Consider the following 21,714-nt stretch of genomic DNA (forward strand, 5'->3'; position numbering starts at 1 on the left):
GTACGAAGATACAACAAACTTATCACATATAAAACAGGAGAGGAATACAGATTCTATTTTCTTTTATTGCTAAAAAGTAGGGAGAAAATCAAATTAAGTGGGGAGAAAAAAACGAAAAGTAGGGAGAAAAATATATATTTGTGAAAAATAGAAGATCATATGCAAACCGAACTCGAAAAATTGATTTCCCTGTATCGGGAATTGGAAATAGACAAGCAGATAGATTATGACAAGTTCTATTTGTATTCACTTATTACCCATTCTACGGCTATCGAGGGATCGACTATAACAGAGCTTGAAAATCAAATCATGTTCGACCAGGGAATCAGCCTGAAAGGGAAAACTATCACAGAGCAGAACATGAATCTTGATCTTAAAAACGCTTATGAAACGGCTATAAAATTGGTTCATGTACATACTGATATCACCATTGATCTGCTGAAAAGTCTTTCTGCTCTTGTCATGAAGAATACCGGACAGGAGTATAAGACGGCATTGGGAGATTTTTCATCTGCACAGGGAGACTTGCGTCTGTTGAATGTTACGGCAGGAGTCGGAGGCAAATCATATATAAACTACAGTAAAGTCCCGATAAAACTCACAGAGTTTTGTAATTGGTTGAATCAAGAACGAAAAAATTATGTAAATAAAAGCATGGCGCAATTGTACGAGCTCAGCTTTGATGCTCATTATCATTTGGTGACCATACATCCGTGGGCTGATGGTAACGGCAGAATGGCACGTCTTGTAATGAACATGCTTCAATTTGAGTTTGGGCTGATTCCAACCAAAATCCTTAAGGGTGATAAGGAAGAATATATCAAAGCATTGGTGGAAACCCGGGAAAATGATGATTTAAGTATATTCCGGAAATTTATGACTGCCACTATGGTCAAGAACCTTACTCATGACATTGAAACTTATCGTAATTCCATTGAAGATATTCAGGATAGTAGGGAGAAACTGACAGAAATTAGGGAGAAAAAGATGAAAAGCAGGGAGAAAATCATCTCTCTGCTATCTCAAGATAATTCATTAAGTGCGGCTGCCCTTGCCGAGCGGATAGGTATAACCCCCAAAGCAGTGGAAAAGCATATCGCCAAGATGAAGGCAGAAGGAATACTCAAGCGCGTTGGGCCGGATAAAGGTGGGCACTGGCAGATGATAGAAAAAATAGATTAGAATAATCAAACAATCCTTTATTCAAAAACGCGGAATTCGTATCCTTCCTGCAACAACCATTCGATGGCCTTGGGCATGGCATAACGCATGTTTTTCTCGGCTTTGAGTGAGTCGTGGAACACGATGATTGATCCGTTACGGACGTATCGCTTCACGTTGTCGAGTACTTGTGGGGGCGTAAGCCGCGGACTGTAATCGCGGGTCACGACATCCCACATGATGATGCGGTATTTTTTCCGCAGCTTGAAGACCTGCGGGATACGCATGTGCCCATGGGGCGGACGGAACAGATTACTCGGGATCCACTCGGCAGCCTTGTCAGTATTTGCCAGATAATTACGGGTCAGGAAGCGGATTCCTTGGATGTGATTGAAGGTATGGTTGCCGATACGGTGTCCCCGCTCGACCACCATCCGGTAGATATCCGGATGCTTACGCACATTATCTCCCACCATGAAGAAGGTCGCCTTCACGCCGTACTGGTCCAATATATCTATAACCCAAGGGGTAACCTCGGGAATTGGGCCGTCGTCAAAGGTGAGATACACACACTTCGGCTGTGCCGGAATTCTCCAGGTTACCCCCGGGAACAAAGCCCTGTAAAACCAGGGCGGTTGTTCGATAAACATCTTGTCTTTATTCTTTAGGTTGTAAAGAAGAGAGGGCCATACGGAAGTTGTCGAACTCTTCTTTATATTGATTCATCAGCTCCGGATCCTTATCCTTTGTAATGTTGATAATCTCCTGCAGAACATAAAGGTTGGTATTCAAATCATCTGCAACGGAAGCAAACTGTTTCGGGTTCAGACGGAAATACCAATTCAGGTTACGCATAGAGTCATCTCCGATCGCTTTCAGAATATTATGTCCTTTTTCTTTTTGTCCGAGTGTATAATAATATTCACCAATTGAAAGTGCGCTATAATCCAGCGGAACATTTTCAGGTGGCAATACTTCCATACACTTATCAAGAACCTGCAGAGCCTTGTCGTTTTTGCCTTCATGAATCAGTGTAGCTGCAAGTTTTCCGAATAATACCATACGGTAACTCTTGCACATCCGCATGACATTTTCATCCAGATAAATACCTGGCTTGTCTACACCGCCCCACTTGAACTTGTTCATTACATTGTCGAACATCTTGTCTGCATTGACAGCCTTCACCGTGTTCTTGGTCTGCATCGGGACAATCTGGTAAGCCATACCTGTCTGTTGGAAATACGGATCCAGTTTTACGAACTGATCCGGACTAACCGTGATCGCATAATACATCGGGCGCTTCCAGTCGTTGGTTTGCAGCATGTTCAGTACTAACAGTTCCTGCTTGCCCAGTGCATCCTTGCCTTTCAGGTTGATAGTCATTTCCTTGGCCGGTACCGGCACATCCATATTTTTCAACAGACCGCCTTGTGCCAGAGCTACCGAATCAATCGGATAAATCAGGGTTTCAGACGGGATATAATCCAGCGGCTGACTGAATCCTGGGATTTTCTTGTATTTCGGATCGTCACTGCGTACAAATTCCAAGGCTGTGTTCAGATCGATCGGTTTGTCTGTCATCGGGAAGATATAAGCGAAGTCGCGTGTACCCTGCACATACTCATCATGTGTCCATGAGATAGGCAGCGGTTCTGATTCATACGCCTGTTTCTTCATCTGATCAGCATACCAGTCGGTCTGCAGATAGCTGGTGTTGCAGACGCGCACATCAGTACGGATGCCTTCTACTTCCTGTGCATACCACAATGGGAAGGTATCGTTATCACCGTTGGTGAACAAGATCGCATTCGGTTCACAAGATTCCAGGTAATTGGCTCCGAAATCACGGCAGACATAACGTCCGGAACGGTCGTGATCGTCCCAGTTCTGTCCGGCCATCTGGATAGGTACCAATAAAGCCGCGATAGAAGCAATACCGGCTGCCGCAACAGACGGTAGCTTGACATATTTCTCCAGTAATTTTACCAAAGCAATTACACCAAAACCGATCCAGATACAGAAGGCATAGAAGGAACCCGCATAAGCATAGTCTCGTTCACGGGGCTGGTAAGGAGTCTGGTTCAGGTAAAGCACAATGGCAATACCGGTCATGAAGAAGAGCATGAAGGTGATCCAGAATCCCTGTATGCCTTTCTTTCCAGCATATACCTGGTAGAAAAGACCTAGCAGACCTAGCAGTAAAGGCAACATATAATAGACATTATGGCCTTTGTTGTTGATAATATCGCTTGGCATATCGTCTTGCGGACCCACCAGCATGGTATCGATGGGCTTGATACCGGTGATCCAGTTACCATTCTGTACCTCTCCATGTCCTTGAATATCATTCTGCCGGCCGGAGAAGTTCCACAGGAAGTAACGCCAGTACATGAAGTTCAGCTGATAGGAGAAGAAGAAACGCAGGTTCTCGGCAAACGTCGGCTTCATTACCGATTTGGTTTCTCCACATTGGTTGTACTTCACAGGCTGCCCTTTAATTTGAGCCCATTCCTTATAGGCCTGCACATGTCGCCCATCCGAACTGTACATACGTGGGAACAACATATTCAGCTCATCTACATACTGATATTCGGTGTTATGACGTGATACATAGTACCGGTCTTTTTCTTTCGGATCTTTTTTAGAAATACGTGTCCATACCGGATCGCCTTCTTTTGTATCCGCAACACAGGCACCTCCTTCGTTCTTTCGTTTGATTTCTGAAACATAGGTCTGTCCATACAATAATGGAGTCTGTCCATACTGCTCACGGGCCAGATAGGTTCGTAATGTAAAGATATCCTTCGGCGCGTTCTGGTTCATCGGTGTATCTGCCGTAGCGCGGATCAATGTCAGGGCATAAGAAGAATATCCTACAACAATGACCATCAGGCTGATCAGAATTGTATTCAGTAATTTCAGATTTAATTTTTTGTTCATGAACAAGTAGGCTGCCAGTGCAATACTCAATATGGCTGCAATGACATAGCCGCTGCCAATGAACGGTATACCAATCAGAATGACGGATAATAAGAATGAGATCCGAAGGCGAAGCGGATGAATTTCATCCCGCATAGTTTCCCAGATCGCCCAGATCAATACGCCGGCTAATGCCAATACGTATACATAAACACCCGTATTGTATGGCATGCCTAATACGTTCACGAAGAACAGTTCGAAGTATCCGCAGATCTCAACCAGTCCCTGTACCACACCGTACATCATCAAAGCGATGATAACGAATGACACCAGCAAGGCAATCAGCGTACCCTTCATGGTCGGGTTCGGGAATTTCTTATAGTAGTAGACCAACACAATGGCCGGAATACACAGCAAGTTCAGCAGGTGGACACCGATGCTCAATCCCATCAGATAGGCAATCAGCACAATCCAACGGTCGGCATGCGGAGCATCAGCTACGGCTTCCCATTTTAAGATCAGCCAGAATACCAGGGCTGTAAATAAAGAGGAATAAGCATATACTTCACCTTCTACGGCTGAGAACCAGAATGTATCACTGAATGTATACGCAAGAGCTCCCACCAGACCGGCACCCATAATGGTGATAATCTGGCTCATGGTTATTTCTTTTGTATCATCTACTACAATTTTCTTTGCCAGATGCGTGATACTCCAGAAGAGGAACAGAATGGTCAGACCACTGAACAGTGCCGACATGGTATTCACCATTTTGGCTACGGTAGAAGGATCTGAAGCAAACTGGGTAAACAGATTGGCCGTCAGCATGAAGAACGGTGCTCCGGGCGGGTGCCCTACTTCCAGTTTATACGCTGAAGAAATGAACTCACCGCAATCCCAAAAGCTGGCGGTGGGCTCCATCGTCATCAAATAAACACACGAAGCGATAATACAGACAATCCACCCCAATGTGTTGTTGATCAGTTTATACTTTTCCATACGTTGTATAAAGTAATTATTAATTATTTTTGCCTTAGTCTACAAGCTTTTATGCAAAGCAAATGCAAATGTACATATTTGCATTTACAAATTAACGATGGATTGGCCTATAAATTGTGTAAGAGTACTAAAAAACAATATCCGGATAGACCTGAATAAGATCCTGACAAATATCATTATATTTCCATTCTTTCTGAAATTCGATATTAGCTGAAAAATTTATAACTTGCGATGCTATTACAGATCTTAAAAATAATTCTTTTATGAACAGACATTTTTTCAAGAGGCAGGTTAGAACTTGCCTGCAGCGGATGGGAATCGTGATGGCTGTCTGTGCCGGATTCTTAACCGCTTGTACGCAGTCGCGTACGACTCAGACTTTAGACCGGTTTACGAATGCTCAGCAAGAAACGCTGGAAGGTAACGAACTGAAGGTGACGGCCGGATCGTCATGGTTGGCAGAGGGTACCTATAAGAACTTTATCTTGAAAGGGGAAGCCTTAACCCAGTCGGAGGCTGAGGCCCGGTTAGGTTTTCATACGGATGGAAAAAGCGGATACGAGGTGATCTTCCACAACGGTCCGATAGATGGGTCTTGTAAAACGGGTAGTTTGGCTTCGGTGCGCAACTTGTACCGCTCCTTGGCAAAAGACGGAGATTGGTTCCCGTTCGAGATCGCTGTCCGTGGAAAGAACATTTCCATTTCTGTGCAGGATACGACGGTGGTCTGTTATACCGAACCTTCCCAGCCTTATCGTACGGAAGCTCATGCCAAGCAGTTGCTGGGAAGCGGTCATATCGCTCTCTGTGGAGTTCAGGGAGAGGTGTCTTTCCGGAATCTGCAGATCACGGCATTGCCGGATGATGCGATCAATGAATGTGATACCATGCCGGCTGTCGATGAACAAAAGGATCTGGTTATCCGTTTTCAGCAGGAAGACTTTCCGGTAATTGATTACCATGTGCATCTGAAAGGAGGACTGACGAAAGAAATGGCGCAGGCCATGTCGATGAATTACGGTATCAATTATGGCGTGGCTCCTAATGCGGGAGAAGGCGGAGTGGGCCGTATGCTGGCAAATGATGATGAAGTTTATGCTTATTATGATGAAGTAAAGAATATGCCTTTCCTTTGTGGCGTACAGGGTGAAGGCCGGAAGTGGACGGCCACTTTCTCACAGGAAGCATTGGGAATTTTTGACTATCTGTTTACGGATGCTATGACGATTGTCGATCATAAAGGCCGTCTTTCTCGTATCTATCGTCCGGAAGAAGTGCATTATGACGGTATCACAAAAGAACAGTACATGGATCATCTGGTGGACCAGACGGTAAAGATTCTGACAAACGAGCCGGCTGATATCTTTGCCAATCCGACTTATCTGCCTGAAGATATGCAGGCTGATTATGATACATACTGGACTGATGACCGGATTAACCGGGTATTGGATGTGCTGCAAAAGTATCAGATTGCCCTCGAAATCAATGCCCGTTACCGGATCCCAAGTCTGAAGATTATCCGTATGGCGAAGGAGCGGGGTATTAAGTTTACTTTTGGTACAAATAACGTAGATGCCAACTTTGGAAAACTGGAATACAGTCTGGAAGCTGTTAAGGCTTGTGGTCTGACTCCGGATGATCTCTGGTTCCCGACGATGAGTATTCGCCGGACCCGTCCCGTGGTCATTTATAATAAGTTCTAAAAGAAGAAGGGACGTCAGATGGCGCCCCTTCTCTTTTCTAAACGGATTTTATTTCTGTTCGTTTGATTCACGTAATAATGGGAGGACGACAGACAGATCTCCGTCATTGGGCGCCGGTTCAATCTGTAGCAAATGCGCTATGAGACCATATAAGTTGACATTCGCCATGGCCGGTGCTTCTATCCCCTGTTTAAATGACGGGCCGGCCGCATAGAAGATGGCTTCCATTTCCGGCTGGAAGTTGTCATATCCGTGCGCTCCTCCTAAAGCCGGACTGGCTTCTTCCTTAGAGCGGAAATGAACCATGGTGCCGATGTTGGGGGCAACAATCAGGTCGCCGATACGCGGATTTGTGCCGTATACGAATTGATCCGGTACCTCTCCTTTTTTCCATACGGTTACGTTGGGTACCGTTTTAAGGATTTCATAGGCTTTTTCTGTATATGAGGCTCGTGGATACAGCAAAGTGGGAACTCCTTCTACCACCATTTCGAAACTGTCACGCGGAAGATAATCTCCTAAGTTTACGTAATTCTCCGGCTTGTAAGTAGCCATGCCGTGATCTGAAACAATGATGAAGTCAATCTGTTTGAAAATATCCAGCTGGCGTGCCTGGTTAAAGAAATGTGCCAGAACACGGTCCAAGTCTTCTATGACCGGTACTACAGCCGATGAATCCGGACTATAGACGTGTCCGCTGTGATCCGGTTCTTCCATATACCACATGATAAGGTGCGGACGTTCCTTTTCGGGTTTCTTCAGCCAGGCAATAACCGAGTCTGCCCGGTCCATAAACGGAACCTTCGAATCAAATTTCTTCCAGATCGAAGGCTGTTTTCCTCCTACTGCGGTCTCACTGCCTACCCAGAAATAAGTGGCTGTCCGTACTCCCTGGCGTTCGGCCGTATTCCAGATGGGTTCACCCCCGTAGTAAGCCGGATTTTCCACGGCTTTCCGGTCGCTGATCTTATACACGCTACTGTCTAAATCTGTTGCCCAAAAGGTGTTGTGTACCAGCCCATGATGATCCGGATGCAGACCCGTAGCCATGCTGTAGTGGTTAGGGAAGGTAACACTCGGATAGCAGGGGCGGAAAGCGGCTTTTACTCCTACGCGTGCCAGCGAGTCCAATATGGGCGTATGAGCCCGTTGCGGATAATCCGAACGGAAGCCGTCCATCGACAGAACTACTACATAATGTTCCTGTTCTTTTTTCTCTGAACAAGATGAAAACAGGATCCAGCTCATCAACAACAGGCCGGATACCTGCACAAATGATTTAAAACGGTTCATATAAATAAATTTTAGTTCGTAAGCCTGACAAGATTTATCCTTTAAATTTTCTTTTCTATCAAAGCCTGAACTACATTGATAACATAATCGCCCAGCTTTTCGCTTTCACTGACCATATCCATATAGTAAACACCGTCCTGATATTGGTACAGCTTGTTGTTGATATCTTCAATGTTACGTGCTTTCAGCTGATTGCGGTAGTTGTTGATTTCATTTTCTATATTGTATGATTCATTAATGTCGTTCGGATTTAGATCCGATTTGTGCATGATTGCGTTCATGCGGTCTAAGGCGCTGCTTACCAGCTTGAACATCTGATCAATGTGGTTGTTCTGCTCCTCTGTAAATACGGATTTGAATTCATTCCGGCGTTTGATGGAGCGTGCCAGATTATTGCAGGAGTCGGCAATACTTTCAATTTCACTGACAGCGCGTAGCAGAACTCGGATTTCTTCTTTACCTTCCGAGCTTAACCGGCCTTCGGCTACTTGGGTAAGGTAATTGGCAATCTCAATTTCCATGCGGTCGCTGATATTCTCGTATTTTTCTACGCGGCTGTAAGTCTTGAGAAAATTGTTTTCATCTTTTTCGTATAGTAATTCTTTTACCATGCCAAACATTTTTGTCGTCCGTTCGGCAAACAGGGTAATTTCTTTCTGAGCTTGAAGGATAGAGAGTTCTGCTGTTGATAACATACCTCCTGTGATATACGACAAACGATATTCTTCATCTTCCTGTTTAGTCCGGATGATTCCGCAAACGGTTTTTTCTATCACGTTGACAAACCAGATCATAATGAATGTATTGCTGATGTTGAAGGCTGTGTGGAAAGCAGCCAGCTTAAAGGATACTGCGACTGCCGGATCTGTAATCTTCATGACATGGGTGACAAACCAGGAAACCGCTCCGGTAAACGGATAGAATACAATCAGCACCCAGGCTACACCGAAGAGGTTAAACATCAGGTGGGCAAGTGCGGCCCTTCGTGCCTGTGTATTTGCTGTCAATGCTGCCAGATTGGCTGTAATGGTTGTTCCGATATTTTCTCCTAAAACCAAGGCTACACCTAAATGATAGTCAATCCAGCCGTTGGCACACATAATCAGCGTAATGGCCATCGTTGCGGCCGAAGCCTGTACGATCATGGTCAGTATGGCTCCGATAAACAGGAATAACAGGATTGAGAAGAAGCCCATATCTGTATAATTCTGTACGAAGGCCAGCATGTCCGGGTTGGCGCTCAAATCCGGCGCATTGTTTTTTAGGTTGGCCAGTCCCATGAACAGGAAAGAGAAACCGAAGATAAATTCACCAACCGACTTGCGTGAACTTTTGCCCGAAAAGAAAAGAGGGATGGCAAAAGCCAGCAGGGGTAAAGCAAAGGCGGATATATCCACTTTAAATCCGAGAGCCGAGATGATCCAGGCAGTTACGGTTGTTCCGATGTTGGCTCCCATAATGACTCCAATAGACTGTGTCAGGGTGAGAAGTCCGGCGTTGACGAAACTTACTACCATCACGGTGGTCGCAGATGAAGATTGAATCAAGGCGGTGATCAATACTCCGGTTAACACTCCTGTGACTCGATTGGTTGTCATCGCCGTCAGGATCTTTCGCAAGCTGTCTCCTGCGAACTTTTGTAAACCTTCACTCATGATTTTCATGCCGTATAGGAACAAAGCCAATGATCCTATCAGACGGAGAAGGTCAAAAAATGAATAGTCCATCTAAAATAAGTTTAAGTGGATTGAATATCCGATTAATATTTCTACCTTTAGTGATGCAAAAATAATAAAATAGACTGAATTTTATGGCTGAACAGATTACTATTTATTGCAAAAACACCGGTAACTACTATGAGGTGCCGGTTGGATCTTCGCTTTTGGATATATATATAATTGTAGGAGAGCCCTTACCTTATCGTCCGTTGAATGCCCAGGTGAATAACCGGACACAAGATTTAACTTATACCTGCTGGCAACCGAAAGATATTGAGTTTGTAGATTACACAAATCCATCGGGTATGCGTACCTATGTGCGTACGTTGTGTTATGTCCTTTCGAAGGCTGTACATGATGTCTTTCCGGAAGCTACATTAAATATTGAACACTCCATTTCAAAAGGTTATTTCTGTACGATTCATAACGGGAAGTCTGCCGATATTGATATGCTGGCGCAGATCCGTCAACGGATGCAGGAGATAGTGGATGCGGATATTCCTCTGAAACTGCATACGGTACAGTCGGAAAAGGCTATTCGTATGTTCCGTGAAGTCGGGATGGAAGATAAAGCGACTCTGATTGAATCGAGCGGAATGCTTTATGCTTCGTATTATGAACTGGACGGATATGTCAATTATTTCTATGGCGGTCTGGCCCCTTCTACCGGATATGTACCCGTCTTTGACCTGGAGCCTTATCTGGATGGTGCATTGCTGCGTGTGCCGGAGCGGACGAATCCGCAAGTCTTGGCGCCAAAGGTCCTTCAGAACAAGATGTTTGAAGCTTATAAAGAGCATTTGAACCTGCAGCGGGCTCTCGGCCTGAACAATGTCGGCGATCTGAATAAGGCGCTGGAGCAAGGCCATGCTTCGGAGGTGATTATGATTTCGGAAGCGATGCAGGAAAAGCAGATTGCCCATATCGCGGATGAGATTGCCGAACGGTACAAGAAAGGAGTACGCATTGTGCTGATTGCCGGTCCTTCTTCGTCTGGAAAGACGACGACCTGTAAGCGTCTGGAAATTCAGCTGGCGACGAATTTGCTCCGTCCTGTAGGCATTTCGCTCGACGATTATTTTGTGAATCGGGAAGATACGCCGAAAGATGAATCGGGCGATTATGATTTTGAGTCGTTGTATGCTTTGGATCTGCCCTATTTTAATTCAGATTTGCAGCGGCTGATCAATGGGGAAGAAATAGAAATGCCTTCATTCGACTTCAGTTCTGGTAAAAGGGTTTATAAGGGAAAGAAAATGAAGCTTTATGATAATTCGGTGATCGTCATTGAAGGAATCCACGGGTTGAATCCGGAGCTGACGGCTCATTTGGACGATTCGCTGAAGTATCGGATTTATGTTTCTGCCCTGACTTCTATTTCGCTGGATAACCACAACTGGATTCCTACGACCGACAACCGGTTGCTGCGTCGTATCATCCGGGATTATCGGTACCGGGGATATTCAGCGGAAGAGACCATCAACCGCTGGCCGAGTGTGCGTCGGGGTGAAGATAAATGGATCTTCCCATATCAGGAATATGCGGATGCGACCTTCAACAGTGCGATGTTGTATGAGTTGGCTGCTCTTCGGGCGTATGCAGAACCCATTCTGGCAAATGTTCCGGAAAAGTCGCCTGCCAATGCCGAAGCCTACCGATTGCTGCGATTCATGCGGTATTTCAAATATATCCCACAGGAAGATTTGCCCAAGACTTCACTGCTGAGAGAGTTCTTGGGTGGCGGTAGTTTTGAATACTGATACGGATTATGTACACGGGAGAAATCATTTCGCTGATCGTTGCCGTATCATGGACAATCACAGCCATCTGTTTTGAATATGCCGGGAAGAGAATCGGTGCACTGACTCTCAATATCGTACGATTACTGATGGCCATCGTTATGCTGGCCATTTCGTTGAAGCTGACAACCGGGCACATAGCTCCGTGGGATGCCGGACAGGATGCCTGGATGTGGCTTATTCTTTCTGGAGCGGTAGGCTATGTATTTGGCGATTTTTGCCTGTTCAACTCCTATCTGCTCATCGGTTCCCGTTTCGGGCAACTGTTTATGACCCTTGCGCCTCCTACGGCTGCCATTGCAGGATATGTTTTTCTTGGCGAGAAAATGGGCACCTATGCCATTATCGGGATGCTTGTCTGTATTGTGGGTATAGGTTTCTCTATTATTGGCAAAAGTGGGGAAAACAGTCATAAGGTAGGTATCCAGTTACCGCTGAAAGGTGTCCTCTATGGTATCGGTGCCGGCGTGGGACAAGGCTTAGGTCTCGTATTAAGCAAGATCGGAATGAACTGTTATCTTGATTACAATCCGCCGGCCACCTCATTGGAAGAGTTTATGTTGCCCTTTGAAGCCACGCAGATAAGGGCATTCGCCGGTGTAGTCGGTTTTCTGATCATACTTCTCTGCCGGGGCGAAATCAGAAAGCTTATCTCTTCGTTTTCCGATAAATCCGCGATGGTAACCTCTGCTTCGGGTACTTTCTTCGGTCCTTTTGTCGGTGTGTCATTGTCACTTATGGCTGTACAGTATACGAATGCCGGCGTGGCTTCTACCCTGATGGCCCTCACTCCTATCATTATTCTCCTGCCTTCGAAGCTGATTTTTAAGGAGGTAATTACGTTCCGTCAGGTTCTTGGTGCGGTGATAAGTGTGGCGGGAGTTGCCTTATTTTTTGTGTGAGTCTTTAGCAAAAAAACTATATCTTTGTAAGCACATTACTAAACGCCTATGAAAAGCTGCATCACCTTATTTATTTGTCTCTGTCTTTCGGCTTGCGGGTTTCAAAAAGAATATCCCGAAGCGATGCGGCAGGCGATCCGTTGTTTGGAGACAGATCCGGACAGTGCTCTTTTTTATTTATCATCGGTCGATTCGATCCTTTCGGAAGAGCCGGAAGAAACGAGGATGTACCATGCGCTTTTGACTTTACGTGCCGAAGACAAATTGTATATCCGGCAGACTTCGGATTCTATCATTCTACCTATTGTGTCTTATTACGACAAACAAGGTGATCCTGACAAACAGTTGGAAGCTTATTATATGTTAGGACGGGTGTATCGCACATTGGGGGATTCACCACGATCGTTGCAAGCTTTCCAGCAAGCTGCTGAAATCAGTCACGAATGTGACCGACCAGAATTGTCAGGCCGCCTCTATGAACAGATGAGCTACTTGTTCGCTTACCAAGAATTATATTCGGAAGCTATTCAAGCGACCAAAGTTTCATATCGAATCTATGAGAAGCATGGAGATGCAAGAGGAGTTTCCGTCAGTTTAAGGAATATCGCCCGTATTTTCGATAAATACCAACAGATAGATAGTATGGCCTATTATTACCAACGAGCCTATAATACAGCTTTGATAGCTCAAGATTCTATTGCAACTAACCTTATTCTAAATGAATACATCTCAGCATTTATGGATCACGGAATGATCGATAAAGGTGCTGCCTTGATACACAAGCTGCCACAAGAAATAAAAAACAAAAATCCGATCGCGCTGTATTCACAAGGGAAGATTTGCCTCCATGCCGGACAACTTGATTCTGCCTCGATGTATTTCCGAAAGTCTTTACAACAAAAGGCTTCTTTGGATGTGCAGCGTGAGGTTTACCGGCAGTTTGCTTCTTTGAGTGAAAAACAAGGAGACTTGGTGCAGGCACTCCGTTATGAGCGCAAAAGTTCTCAACTGAAAGACAGTATTGCCAGAAGGACACAAACAGAAGCGATTTACAAAATACATACGCTTTATAATTACCAACAGATCGAACAAGAGAAAGATCGCTTATTACTGCAAACCGAACGCCAGCAAAAACTTCTTTATCTAGCCCTGTTCATCTTATTGGGACTGGGTATACTGGTCAGCAGGGGCATTCGGAGATTCAAACAGTATCGGCAAAACGTAGCGGAACAAGAAAAAAAGTTAGCCGATTTGAGGCTTGAATTGGAAAGAGAGAAGGATACGGAACAGGAACAGAAACATGAAATACAAAAGAACCAAACCCAAATAAAAGAATTGGAGCTATTGATAGAAGCAGCCCAAAAAGAACGGGACAAAAAGACCGAAACGTGCCAACATTTACAATATCAAATAACCCAACTGGAAATTTCAAACCGGCATATCCAACTTTATATGGATGAAAAGGTGCTGGCACGACAAGAAAAAGAACTTCGCAAACAGGAAATGCGGCAGACGCCAATCTATCTGTGGTTCCATGAAGAAAAACATTGGGATCATGTACCAGAGAATGCCCCGCAATGGGAAGAATTACGTGACTTGATCAAACAGTGTTTTCCACAATTCATTCCGCGTTTACATACCCTTTATCCTAAAATTTCAGAGATAGAATTGCGGACTTGTTTTTTATTAAAACTGGAAGTTCCACTCAAAGCTTTTCCGAAAATCATGAATAAAGGGAACGCCTCTGCCATCTCCAATTTGCGTACTCGCTTATACAAGAAGTTTTTCAATAAAGATGGTTCAGCGACTGATTTAGATAAATTTATCGCTGATTTATAATTGCTTATCTCAGTGAGCAATTTGTGAACTTTTTGTGAACAAGTTTTTGAGGCATCCCCCAACTAATAGCTTTATTTTTGCACCGTTTTGAAATTAAAACGGTGTTATAAGCATATGAAAAAAGTTATATGTGTAGTAAGTATGGCGTGGTTGGTTTGTATGAATGCACCTGCCGAAATCCATGAGACAGATATTTCTCTGTGTGAAGACTTTGAAAACCTCTCTCTTGACATGATAACGGTCGAAGATGAATTTGTCCTGGAATCTGCAAAAGCGATGATAATCTGCAAATACAAATTGTAGATGAAGACGGTACTCTCTATTATTGCGAAATCGTGGATGTGCCTGCTGGTATGTATGTGATTTCAGTGGCTCATTTGCCAAAGGGTATTTATCAGATGGCATTGACGACTGAAGAAGGTCAAACCTACGCTGTGGACTTTGCTAAACAATAATAAGTAGGATTGAGAATCTTTATAACGTGATACAATAATGAATATTCTTATATTATGAAGCAGTTGTTACATTTAAATATATAAGTGGTGAATATGAAATTGGCTTTTTTTTGTCTCTTTGTTTGTCTCTTTAATTTGCAAGCACAGCAAATATTGACTGGTAGTATAGTAGATGAAAATGAAATGGAATTACCTTATTCAAATGTACAAATACTCTCATTAGATTCCATTCCTTTGCAAGGATCAACAACAGATAGTTTAGGGTGTTTTACTATAAGAGACGTAAAGGCAGGGAAATACTTACTTTCTGTTAGTTATATTGGATATATTACTCAGGTTATTCCATTCGAAATGCCAACTACCGATTATCAATTTCCTCCTATAATCTTGAAAACTGATAAAGTTGTATTGAATGAGGTTAAAGTAACCGGTAATTCATTTATTCAAAAGAAAGACCACCTGCTGATAATTCCAGACAAACAACAAATTAAACATGCATTTGGTGGATATGATTTACTTTACAACCTGATGATTCCAGGCTTAACTATTGATAGAAAGAACAAAACGGTAACATCCTTAGCTGGAAAAGTTACTTTATACATCAATGGAGTTGAAGCTGATATGCGCGAAATCCAAGCTTTACAGCCAAAAGACATTGAAAGGGTTGAATATTATGTTATGCCGAAAACCGGGCAATTTACCGGGGATGCGGCATCGGTGAATTATATAACGAAAATATATAAAACAGGTGGTTATATCACGCTGGATGGAGATCAAACTATTGGATATACGAAAGGAATTTATAATATCGCATCCAAGATATTGCATAATAATACGAGTTATATTTTCTTTGGAGGGGCTAAAATGGCAAAATATAATGGAACGGAAATCGGGAAGAGCGAGGATTTGTTCTTTCCTGACCATACGATTCATCGAACTACAATGAATAATAATGCCCATTATAAAAGTAATCAGCAATATGCGCAATTTAAAGTGAGTAATAATACGAAAAAATGCGACTTGTCTGCTTCGGCATCGTTTGTTCGTGATGATACGCCGAACGATGAGCAAAACAGGATATTAAATTATAACAGGCAGGAACATGACTCTATTCACTCATTTGAAAGGAGGGATTATAAAAGCCAGAAAGGAGCAATCAACCTGACGGGTGTGTTCCGTGTGGATGATCGGCAATTCATAAAAGTACGTTTGAACGGAGCATATACTAAAAACAAGTACAATCGGCTATATACGGAAAACGAACAACGTTCATTAAGCAATGTAGATGAAGATCTTTATTCTTTTGATGCTTTCTTGGGATATAATTACAAGCCCAATGAAAAGAATTCATTATATACTAAAATTACTCATTTCCACAATATTACCTCTACTAATTATGGTGGTGATTATTCCTCCTTGCAACATCTTTGGGAAGGTGAAACTTTACTTGCAACAGAATACACCCATACATTTAACAAAAAAGTCATGGCTATCTTTGCTCCGGGAGTTTCTTGGATCAATTATAAATTGCGTGGACAGGACTTGCTAGAGATATGGAACTTAAGGTTGAACACGGGGGTACGTTGTTCTCTTGATTCCAAACAATGGCTGTTTTTAATTTTTGCTTTGGGAAATAATCAACCAGATATTAGTTATCTGAATACAGCGAATCAGACTATTGATTTTTATCAAATCAAACGGGGTAATCCATATTTGGATAATACACAAATTTATACAATCTTTGGAATGTATGAAGGTTCGTTTCATCCCTTGTTTAATGTCCAAGGAAAGTTATATTATGAATATAATAAGAATAATATCTATAACCATTACTCAGTGGAAGGTAATAAATTGATTAGTAGTTATGCTTCTAATAATTCATTTAGTACCACTAATGTGGAGATTGCCATATCCAGCCGTTTTTCTGAGAATTTCCGTACAAATGTAAATCTGAAATACAATTACATGAATGTCCCGGAAGTCTCCGGCTTGCACGAAAACAACTTCTTTGCCTCCCTGGATGTAAACTACTTCATTAAAGCATTTGCTATCAATGCGTATGCCAAGACAACGGAGCGGAAGTTAGATCAATCAACATTGATTTACACAAAGACACCCGCCATCTACGGTCTGTCCGTCCGCTACAGTGGCACAAACTGGATGGCAGAGGTGGGGGCTGAGAATCCATTTACCAAACATCAGCATTACCGCGAGTATGCCAACTATGGCGTGTACCGTTACAACCAAGTACAAACCAGTCGTATCTACCAACAGACCGCCTACGTCAAACTCGCTTACACCTTCGACTTCGGAAAGAAAACGTCGCGAGAAAACAACGATGTGGATAGAAGTATCAACAGTGCCATCTTAAAAGTAAGATAATATGGACAAATATAACGGCATCATCATCCATCAGAAATTATCGGCATCTGTCCAAGAGCAGCGTGTACTGCTCTCGTGTGGCGGTCAATACTACGAAGCCAGTCAGCCCATAGTGGAGTTGGTGGAAGAGTTACAACGCCACGAGACGGAAGGACAGTCCATTATCGCCTATGCCGAAAAGAAGGTAGGTAAATATACGCCCGAACAAGTACGGATGATTATCGACAAATTCATTACGCCCATGTTCGTACCTAAAGAGAAGAAGCATTCCTTTCTCTACGAAAAGGAACTGTTCAGTGCGATGGCGATTGACAAGTTTTCGGATGCGTTCCGTTTTCTGTTCAGTCCGTTAGGCTATATCACTAACATCTGGGCGGAAGTCCTGTTGATGCTCTCCGGTTGGATTTCACTTATGCGGTCAGCCTGTTTTACCACCGCATGTGACACCCGCCGATTATGCCCGTTACGGCTATTTGGCTTATACATTGGGAGACACGTTACAGGCCACCGGATATCTGCAATAAGCGGTTCATGCGCTACCCAATCTGGCAACTCCTTGGCTGTTGTTGGGAGATACGGCAAAATACCGCCTGCTTCTCAATCTGGAATAAGACCGAGTTAGAAAAAGAACAAGAGACATGGATACACTGAAAGTAAAGGACAATATAATCATTTATTCTTATAAGAATGGCCTAAAATCATCTTTGTGTAATGATTTGGTTGCACTCGTATACAATAAGCCCAATATTTGGTTGATATTTAAAAATGAAGAGGTTTTAATTCATATAAGTATGATCCAAATAGAAGACTTATTGCAAAATAATTTTATAAGAATAAATCGTCAAGTCATTGTTAACATGTTCCATGCTTCTGAATTGATATTTAAAGATGGAGCATATTGGATTCACTTAAAAAGAGGCTTGGAATATAAAATAAGCGAACGCAGAAAAAAGTTAGTCCGGGAAGCTTTTCTTTTGTATGCTAATTCAAATGAGGCCTAACAGTATACGTTCGGTATCGAAAAACGAACGTTTGGTAATAATGGCTTAAACTGATTTGGTAATATAAAAGAATATTAATAATATCGTTATGTTCATTTAAAATGATAAATACCATGAAAAAGAATCGGTGTAAATACATGTTATGCGCATTCGGATTATTATTCCACACACTGATTTATGCGCAGTATAATTTTTCCGGCTCAGTAGTTAATCCACAGAAAGAAGTATTGCCGGGAGCAACAATCATGCTTTATGCTGCTGATTCGTTGATGGGAGGAACTATCACGGATGCGAAAGGACTGTTCGAATTGAAGAATCTTCCGAAGAATGAATGTCGCTGTATCATATCCATGCTGGGTTATCAAATGCAGGAACACTCCATAGACTTGGCGCAACAGCAGCAGGCATATTCTTTTATTTTGCAAGAAGATGCTGAGGAACTGGACGTACTGACGGTAGAAGCCGACCGCCGGGATTTAGTGAAAGCCGGCACCGGATATACGTCATATGCCCTTTCCTCTCAGGCACTGAAAGCTAAATCGGCGTATGAGTCCTTGCGCGAAATTCCTCAACTGATTATTGATGAAAGTAACCGTACCATCCGGTTAAGTTCGGGCGAAACACCGGTTATACTGATTAATGGAGTGAACCGTCCGGGATATTTCGATAGCCTGGATCCGGAAATGATAGAATCAGTGGACGTAATAGAAAATCCTTCGGCAAAATACCGTGGAGAGCAAGCCGTAAGTAAGATTCTGAATATAAAGATCAAGCGTGAAAAGGAGAAATCTTATCTGAATGGCAATCTTTATTCCCGGCATAATGTAGAAGCGGTATATGGGATTTCGGGACTTTCTTTAGGTGCCGGTAACAGCAAATATTCCTTGTATCTCACGGCACAGCAGTTCTATTTCCATAATGATGATGCGGATTTAAAGGAACATACGGAAACAAGTGGCATCATTCGTGATTTATCTCAGCAGCAAAGATTTAATACCAACATGATAAGTGCCAATGTCGGTGGGGATTGGGTAATATCGGATAAAAATTATTTGAGCTGGGCTGTTTCGTTTGTCACAAATCCGAATGATATTAACAAGACTTCTTCCGGAACAATCACTGATTTGGCCGCGGATGAATCAGCTCCTCTCACTGCATGGCAGTCCACGGATAATCATTATTATATGAATACGTATAATCTTTATTACAAACATACCTTTCCGACTGATAACTACCTGGAAATAAAAGGTGGGTTCGGTTGGTTCGGTTCGGGAGCGCAAAGCGACCGTGTGGAAGAGTCTGCCTTGTCCAGCTATAAATCGGTTGTAGATTTGGATAACAAAAAGAAATCTCTGAACGTAGATATAAACTACGATTGGCAGTTGTCAGACAAACTGAAGATGGACTTTGGGGCAAATACTTATATGCAGCATTCGTCCATTGAAGACGTGGGCAACAATTATCCCACTTATCATTACAAGGATTTGAGGGAATATATTTTCGGAGACTTGTCGCATTCTGTTTTGCCCAATTTGTCTTATCAGTTATCGTTGGGTGTTGATTTTGTTTTTACCAATGCGGACGGCATACACAACCGGTATGTCACTTTTGTGCCAGGAGCGTCGGTGACATACAATCTGAACCAAAAATCTTTTTTCCAGTTATACTTTTCCCGCCAGCGTACTTCGCCGGACATCAGCTTGCTGAATCCACGCAATACATCTGCCGACAGCCTGATGCTGATTCAGGGGAATCCGTATCTGAAGCCTTATGTGGATAATACGGTGAACTTATCTTATACCTGGAATCATAAAGGCATCTATCTTTCGCCGTTTGTTCTGTATGATTATTCTGCCAAACAAATCTCGGATATCGGTTACATGGAAGGAAACCGGTATGTGCAGACCTATGAGAATCTGGACAACTTGCAGCAATTGCGTACGGGAATAAACACCCGTTTCAACCTCTCAACCTTCGGTAATCTGAATATGAGCGTTTATTATCAGAAAGACTTTATCGAAGGAATGCCATTCAGCGGGAACAATTGGGGGGCAAACGCGTCTTTGAATCTGTTTTACAAGAAAGTATCCCTGTATGCCTATTTATTTTATGGTGGATATCGTTACTCAAAAACCAGTAAATTATTCTCGACACCGGAATCAGAAATGATATTTACCTGGAACCTGCCTAAGAACTGGGCATTGACGGCCGGATTACGCTATTTTGCTGCCGGAGATAACCACATTGAAGAGACGATTAAAGATGCAGGTTATTATTATCATTCAGTACAAAAGTTCACCGACCGCTATTTGATGCCGATGATCGGAATATCATACACGTTCAAGAACAAAGTACAACAGAAACGCTATCAGCAGCAACGGTTATATAACTCGGATTCAGGAATTGGCAGTATTAAAGTTAAATAAATGAAGTCATTTCTACATATCCAGCAGCCAGATACGATGGAGTGCGGGGCAACTTGCTTACGTATGATCGCAAAATATTCTTTTGTATCACACTTCAAATAGGAAACGGTTGGTAGTTTACCTGCCAACCGTTTATTTTATTCACATGACTTTCCCGCTTATATTCTATTATTTCCCCAATGTGTTATACTTTAATCGGATCAAATCCTTCGCCATATACGCCTCTGACAATGCTTTGAGAGATAAATGCGTTGTGGTCGATATTCTTGACCAGTCGGAATATGGCCGGTGACTCTGATTTCTTGGCCAGGAGCACAACTACTTTTACGGGTCGTTTTGAATATCCGCCCGTACCGTCAAGGATGGTACAGCCACGGCCCATGTCATGCAGGATCTTTTCGACAATTTCATCGTGTTTCTGTGAGAAGATCAGGAATTGGACCGACTGCCGGTTGCCGTTCACCACCCAGTCGAGCAAGTAATTGCTGATGACCATTTCAACGAAACCGAATACGATCTTTTCAACATCATGGAAAAGAACATAGGAAGATCCGATGATGAAGAAATCGCAGAACAGCAGGGCACGCCCGATTGATATGTTCTTGTATTTGTTGATAATCGCCCCGATGATATCGGTTCCTCCCGTACTTCCGTTGGCTGAAAAGACCAGTCCTAAACCAGAACCGCACAGGCAGGCACCAATGATAATCGACATAAACGGTTCGTTCTTGATAATCGGCTCCGGCAGCAGCATTTCGAACAAGGACAAAGAGGCCGACAGAGAGAATACACCGAAGATCGTTTTTAACAAGAACTTCAATCCCAATATTTTCAAGGCAATGGCCAGCAGAATGATGTTGATGACAAAATAAGAAATGGACACCGGTATCATTTGACCGCTGGCAAAGTAAATCAAAGCACAGATACCACTCAACCCTCCCGTGATAATTTCATTGGAAAGGATAAAACCATTAAAACCGAAACCATACAGTAAGGTTCCCAACAGGATCATCAGATAGTCCTGTATTTCAAAAAAATACTTGTTTGATTTGAGATTCATAGTATTATCTATTTATAAAAAACGCCGAAGACGGGTAGCAGAATGTCTGTTCTGCTG

General features: G+C 43.0%; 15 protein-coding genes. 10 read left to right on the top strand and 5 right to left on the bottom strand.

What is annotated here, in order from left to right:
• Positions 1-159 precede the first annotated feature (159 nt).
• Entirely contained in the window at positions 160-1,182 is a 1,023-nt protein-coding gene (locus NEE14_RS12020; protein WP_251966701.1) for a Fic family protein, read from the top strand.
• A gap of 17 nt (positions 1,183-1,199) precedes the next feature.
• Here the strand turns inward: NEE14_RS12020 and NEE14_RS12025 are convergent, their stop codons facing one another.
• Together NEE14_RS12025 and NEE14_RS12030 are read right to left on the bottom strand one after the other, a co-directional pair.
• A complete protein-coding gene (locus NEE14_RS12025; RefSeq protein WP_251966702.1) occupies positions 1,200-1,811 on the bottom strand; it encodes a polysaccharide deacetylase family protein in 612 nt (203 codons plus the stop codon).
• A gap of 7 nt (positions 1,812-1,818) precedes the next feature.
• Complete coding sequence (locus NEE14_RS12030) at positions 1,819-5,079, bottom strand: DUF2723 domain-containing protein (protein WP_251966703.1); 3,261 nt, start codon at positions 5,077-5,079, stop codon at positions 1,819-1,821.
• A 311-nt stretch (positions 5,080-5,390) separates the two neighbouring features.
• On the opposite strand from NEE14_RS12030, the gene NEE14_RS12035 reads away from it, so the two are divergent.
• The gene (locus NEE14_RS12035; RefSeq protein WP_422394710.1) at positions 5,391-6,782 is read left to right on the top strand and encodes a family 16 glycoside hydrolase; all 1,392 of its coding nucleotides are present in this window, start codon (positions 5,391-5,393) and stop codon (positions 6,780-6,782) included.
• A 48-nt stretch (positions 6,783-6,830) separates the two neighbouring features.
• Here NEE14_RS12035 and NEE14_RS12040 read toward each other — a convergent pair whose 3' ends face one another.
• Entirely contained in the window at positions 6,831-8,075 is a 1,245-nt protein-coding gene (locus NEE14_RS12040) for an ectonucleotide pyrophosphatase/phosphodiesterase (protein ID WP_251966705.1), read from the bottom strand.
• Between the two features lie 41 nt (positions 8,076-8,116).
• Positions 8,117-9,802 (bottom strand): Na/Pi cotransporter family protein, encoded by a 1,686-nt coding sequence (locus tag NEE14_RS12045; protein ID WP_251966706.1) that lies wholly within the window; start codon positions 9,800-9,802, stop codon positions 8,117-8,119.
• An 83-nt stretch (positions 9,803-9,885) separates the two neighbouring features.
• Between NEE14_RS12045 and NEE14_RS12050 the strand changes: the two genes are divergently transcribed.
• The 8 genes from NEE14_RS12050 to NEE14_RS12085 all read left to right on the top strand — a co-directional run bounded on the left by NEE14_RS12050 (position 9,886) and on the right by NEE14_RS12085 (position 20,597).
• Positions 9,886-11,553, top strand: a complete 1,668-nt coding sequence (locus NEE14_RS12050; protein WP_251966707.1) for a nucleoside kinase — start codon at positions 9,886-9,888, stop codon at positions 11,551-11,553.
• Between the two features lie 8 nt (positions 11,554-11,561).
• The gene (locus NEE14_RS12055) at positions 11,562-12,494 is read left to right on the top strand and encodes a DMT family transporter (protein WP_251966708.1); all 933 of its coding nucleotides are present in this window, start codon (positions 11,562-11,564) and stop codon (positions 12,492-12,494) included.
• A gap of 48 nt (positions 12,495-12,542) precedes the next feature.
• Positions 12,543-14,333 (top strand): hypothetical protein, encoded by a 1,791-nt coding sequence (locus NEE14_RS12060; RefSeq protein ID WP_251966709.1) that lies wholly within the window; start codon positions 12,543-12,545, stop codon positions 14,331-14,333.
• 114 nt (positions 14,334-14,447) lie between these two features.
• The gene (locus NEE14_RS12065) at positions 14,448-14,636 is read left to right on the top strand and encodes a hypothetical protein (RefSeq protein WP_251966710.1); all 189 of its coding nucleotides are present in this window, start codon (positions 14,448-14,450) and stop codon (positions 14,634-14,636) included.
• A 245-nt stretch (positions 14,637-14,881) separates the two neighbouring features.
• On the top strand, positions 14,882-17,170 hold the full coding sequence (locus NEE14_RS12070; protein WP_251966711.1) for a TonB-dependent receptor: 2,289 nt from the start codon (positions 14,882-14,884) through the stop codon (positions 17,168-17,170).
• Between the two features lies 1 nt (position 17,171).
• Positions 17,172-17,792: a hypothetical protein gene (locus tag NEE14_RS12075; RefSeq protein ID WP_251966712.1), complete on the top strand. Its 621-nt coding sequence runs from the start codon at positions 17,172-17,174 to the stop codon at positions 17,790-17,792.
• Between the two features lie 16 nt (positions 17,793-17,808).
• The gene (locus NEE14_RS12080) at positions 17,809-18,171 is read left to right on the top strand and encodes a LytTR family DNA-binding domain-containing protein (RefSeq protein WP_251966713.1); all 363 of its coding nucleotides are present in this window, start codon (positions 17,809-17,811) and stop codon (positions 18,169-18,171) included.
• 113 nt (positions 18,172-18,284) lie between these two features.
• Positions 18,285-20,597 (top strand): TonB-dependent receptor, encoded by a 2,313-nt coding sequence (locus NEE14_RS12085; protein ID WP_251966714.1) that lies wholly within the window; start codon positions 18,285-18,287, stop codon positions 20,595-20,597.
• A gap of 184 nt (positions 20,598-20,781) precedes the next feature.
• On the opposite strand, the gene NEE14_RS12090 is transcribed toward NEE14_RS12085, so the two are convergent.
• Entirely contained in the window at positions 20,782-21,657 is an 876-nt protein-coding gene (locus NEE14_RS12090) for a YitT family protein (protein ID WP_251966715.1), read from the bottom strand.
• Between the last annotated feature and the right edge of the window lie 57 nt (positions 21,658-21,714).

Origin of the sequence: Parabacteroides sp. AD58, from assembly GCF_023744375.2 — a bacterium.
In the GTDB taxonomy this organism is placed as follows: Bacteria; Bacteroidota; Bacteroidia; order Bacteroidales; family Tannerellaceae; genus Parabacteroides; species Parabacteroides absconsus.

Bases quoted from the DNA above. Each gene is read 5' to 3' on its own strand.
- NEE14_RS12020 (WP_251966701.1), top strand. From the start codon at position 160: ATGCAAACCGAACTCGAAAAATTGATTTCCCTGTATCGGGAATTGGAA.
- NEE14_RS12025 (WP_251966702.1), bottom strand. From the start codon at position 1,811: ATGTTTATCGAACAACCGCCCTGGTTTTACAGGGCTTTGTTCCCGGGG.
- NEE14_RS12030 (WP_251966703.1), bottom strand. From the start codon at position 5,079: ATGGAAAAGTATAAACTGATCAACAACACATTGGGGTGGATTGTCTGT.
- NEE14_RS12035 (WP_422394710.1), top strand. From the start codon at position 5,391: ATGGGAATCGTGATGGCTGTCTGTGCCGGATTCTTAACCGCTTGTACG.
- NEE14_RS12040 (WP_251966705.1), bottom strand. From the start codon at position 8,075: ATGAACCGTTTTAAATCATTTGTGCAGGTATCCGGCCTGTTGTTGATG.
- NEE14_RS12045 (WP_251966706.1), bottom strand. From the start codon at position 9,802: ATGGACTATTCATTTTTTGACCTTCTCCGTCTGATAGGATCATTGGCT.
- NEE14_RS12050 (WP_251966707.1), top strand. From the start codon at position 9,886: ATGGCTGAACAGATTACTATTTATTGCAAAAACACCGGTAACTACTAT.
- NEE14_RS12055 (WP_251966708.1), top strand. From the start codon at position 11,562: ATGTACACGGGAGAAATCATTTCGCTGATCGTTGCCGTATCATGGACA.
- NEE14_RS12060 (WP_251966709.1), top strand. From the start codon at position 12,543: ATGAAAAGCTGCATCACCTTATTTATTTGTCTCTGTCTTTCGGCTTGC.
- NEE14_RS12065 (WP_251966710.1), top strand. From the start codon at position 14,448: ATGAAAAAAGTTATATGTGTAGTAAGTATGGCGTGGTTGGTTTGTATG.
- NEE14_RS12070 (WP_251966711.1), top strand. From the start codon at position 14,882: ATGAAATTGGCTTTTTTTTGTCTCTTTGTTTGTCTCTTTAATTTGCAA.
- NEE14_RS12075 (WP_251966712.1), top strand. From the start codon at position 17,172: ATGGACAAATATAACGGCATCATCATCCATCAGAAATTATCGGCATCT.
- NEE14_RS12080 (WP_251966713.1), top strand. From the start codon at position 17,809: ATGGATACACTGAAAGTAAAGGACAATATAATCATTTATTCTTATAAG.
- NEE14_RS12085 (WP_251966714.1), top strand. From the start codon at position 18,285: ATGAAAAAGAATCGGTGTAAATACATGTTATGCGCATTCGGATTATTA.
- NEE14_RS12090 (WP_251966715.1), bottom strand. From the start codon at position 21,657: ATGAATCTCAAATCAAACAAGTATTTTTTTGAAATACAGGACTATCTG.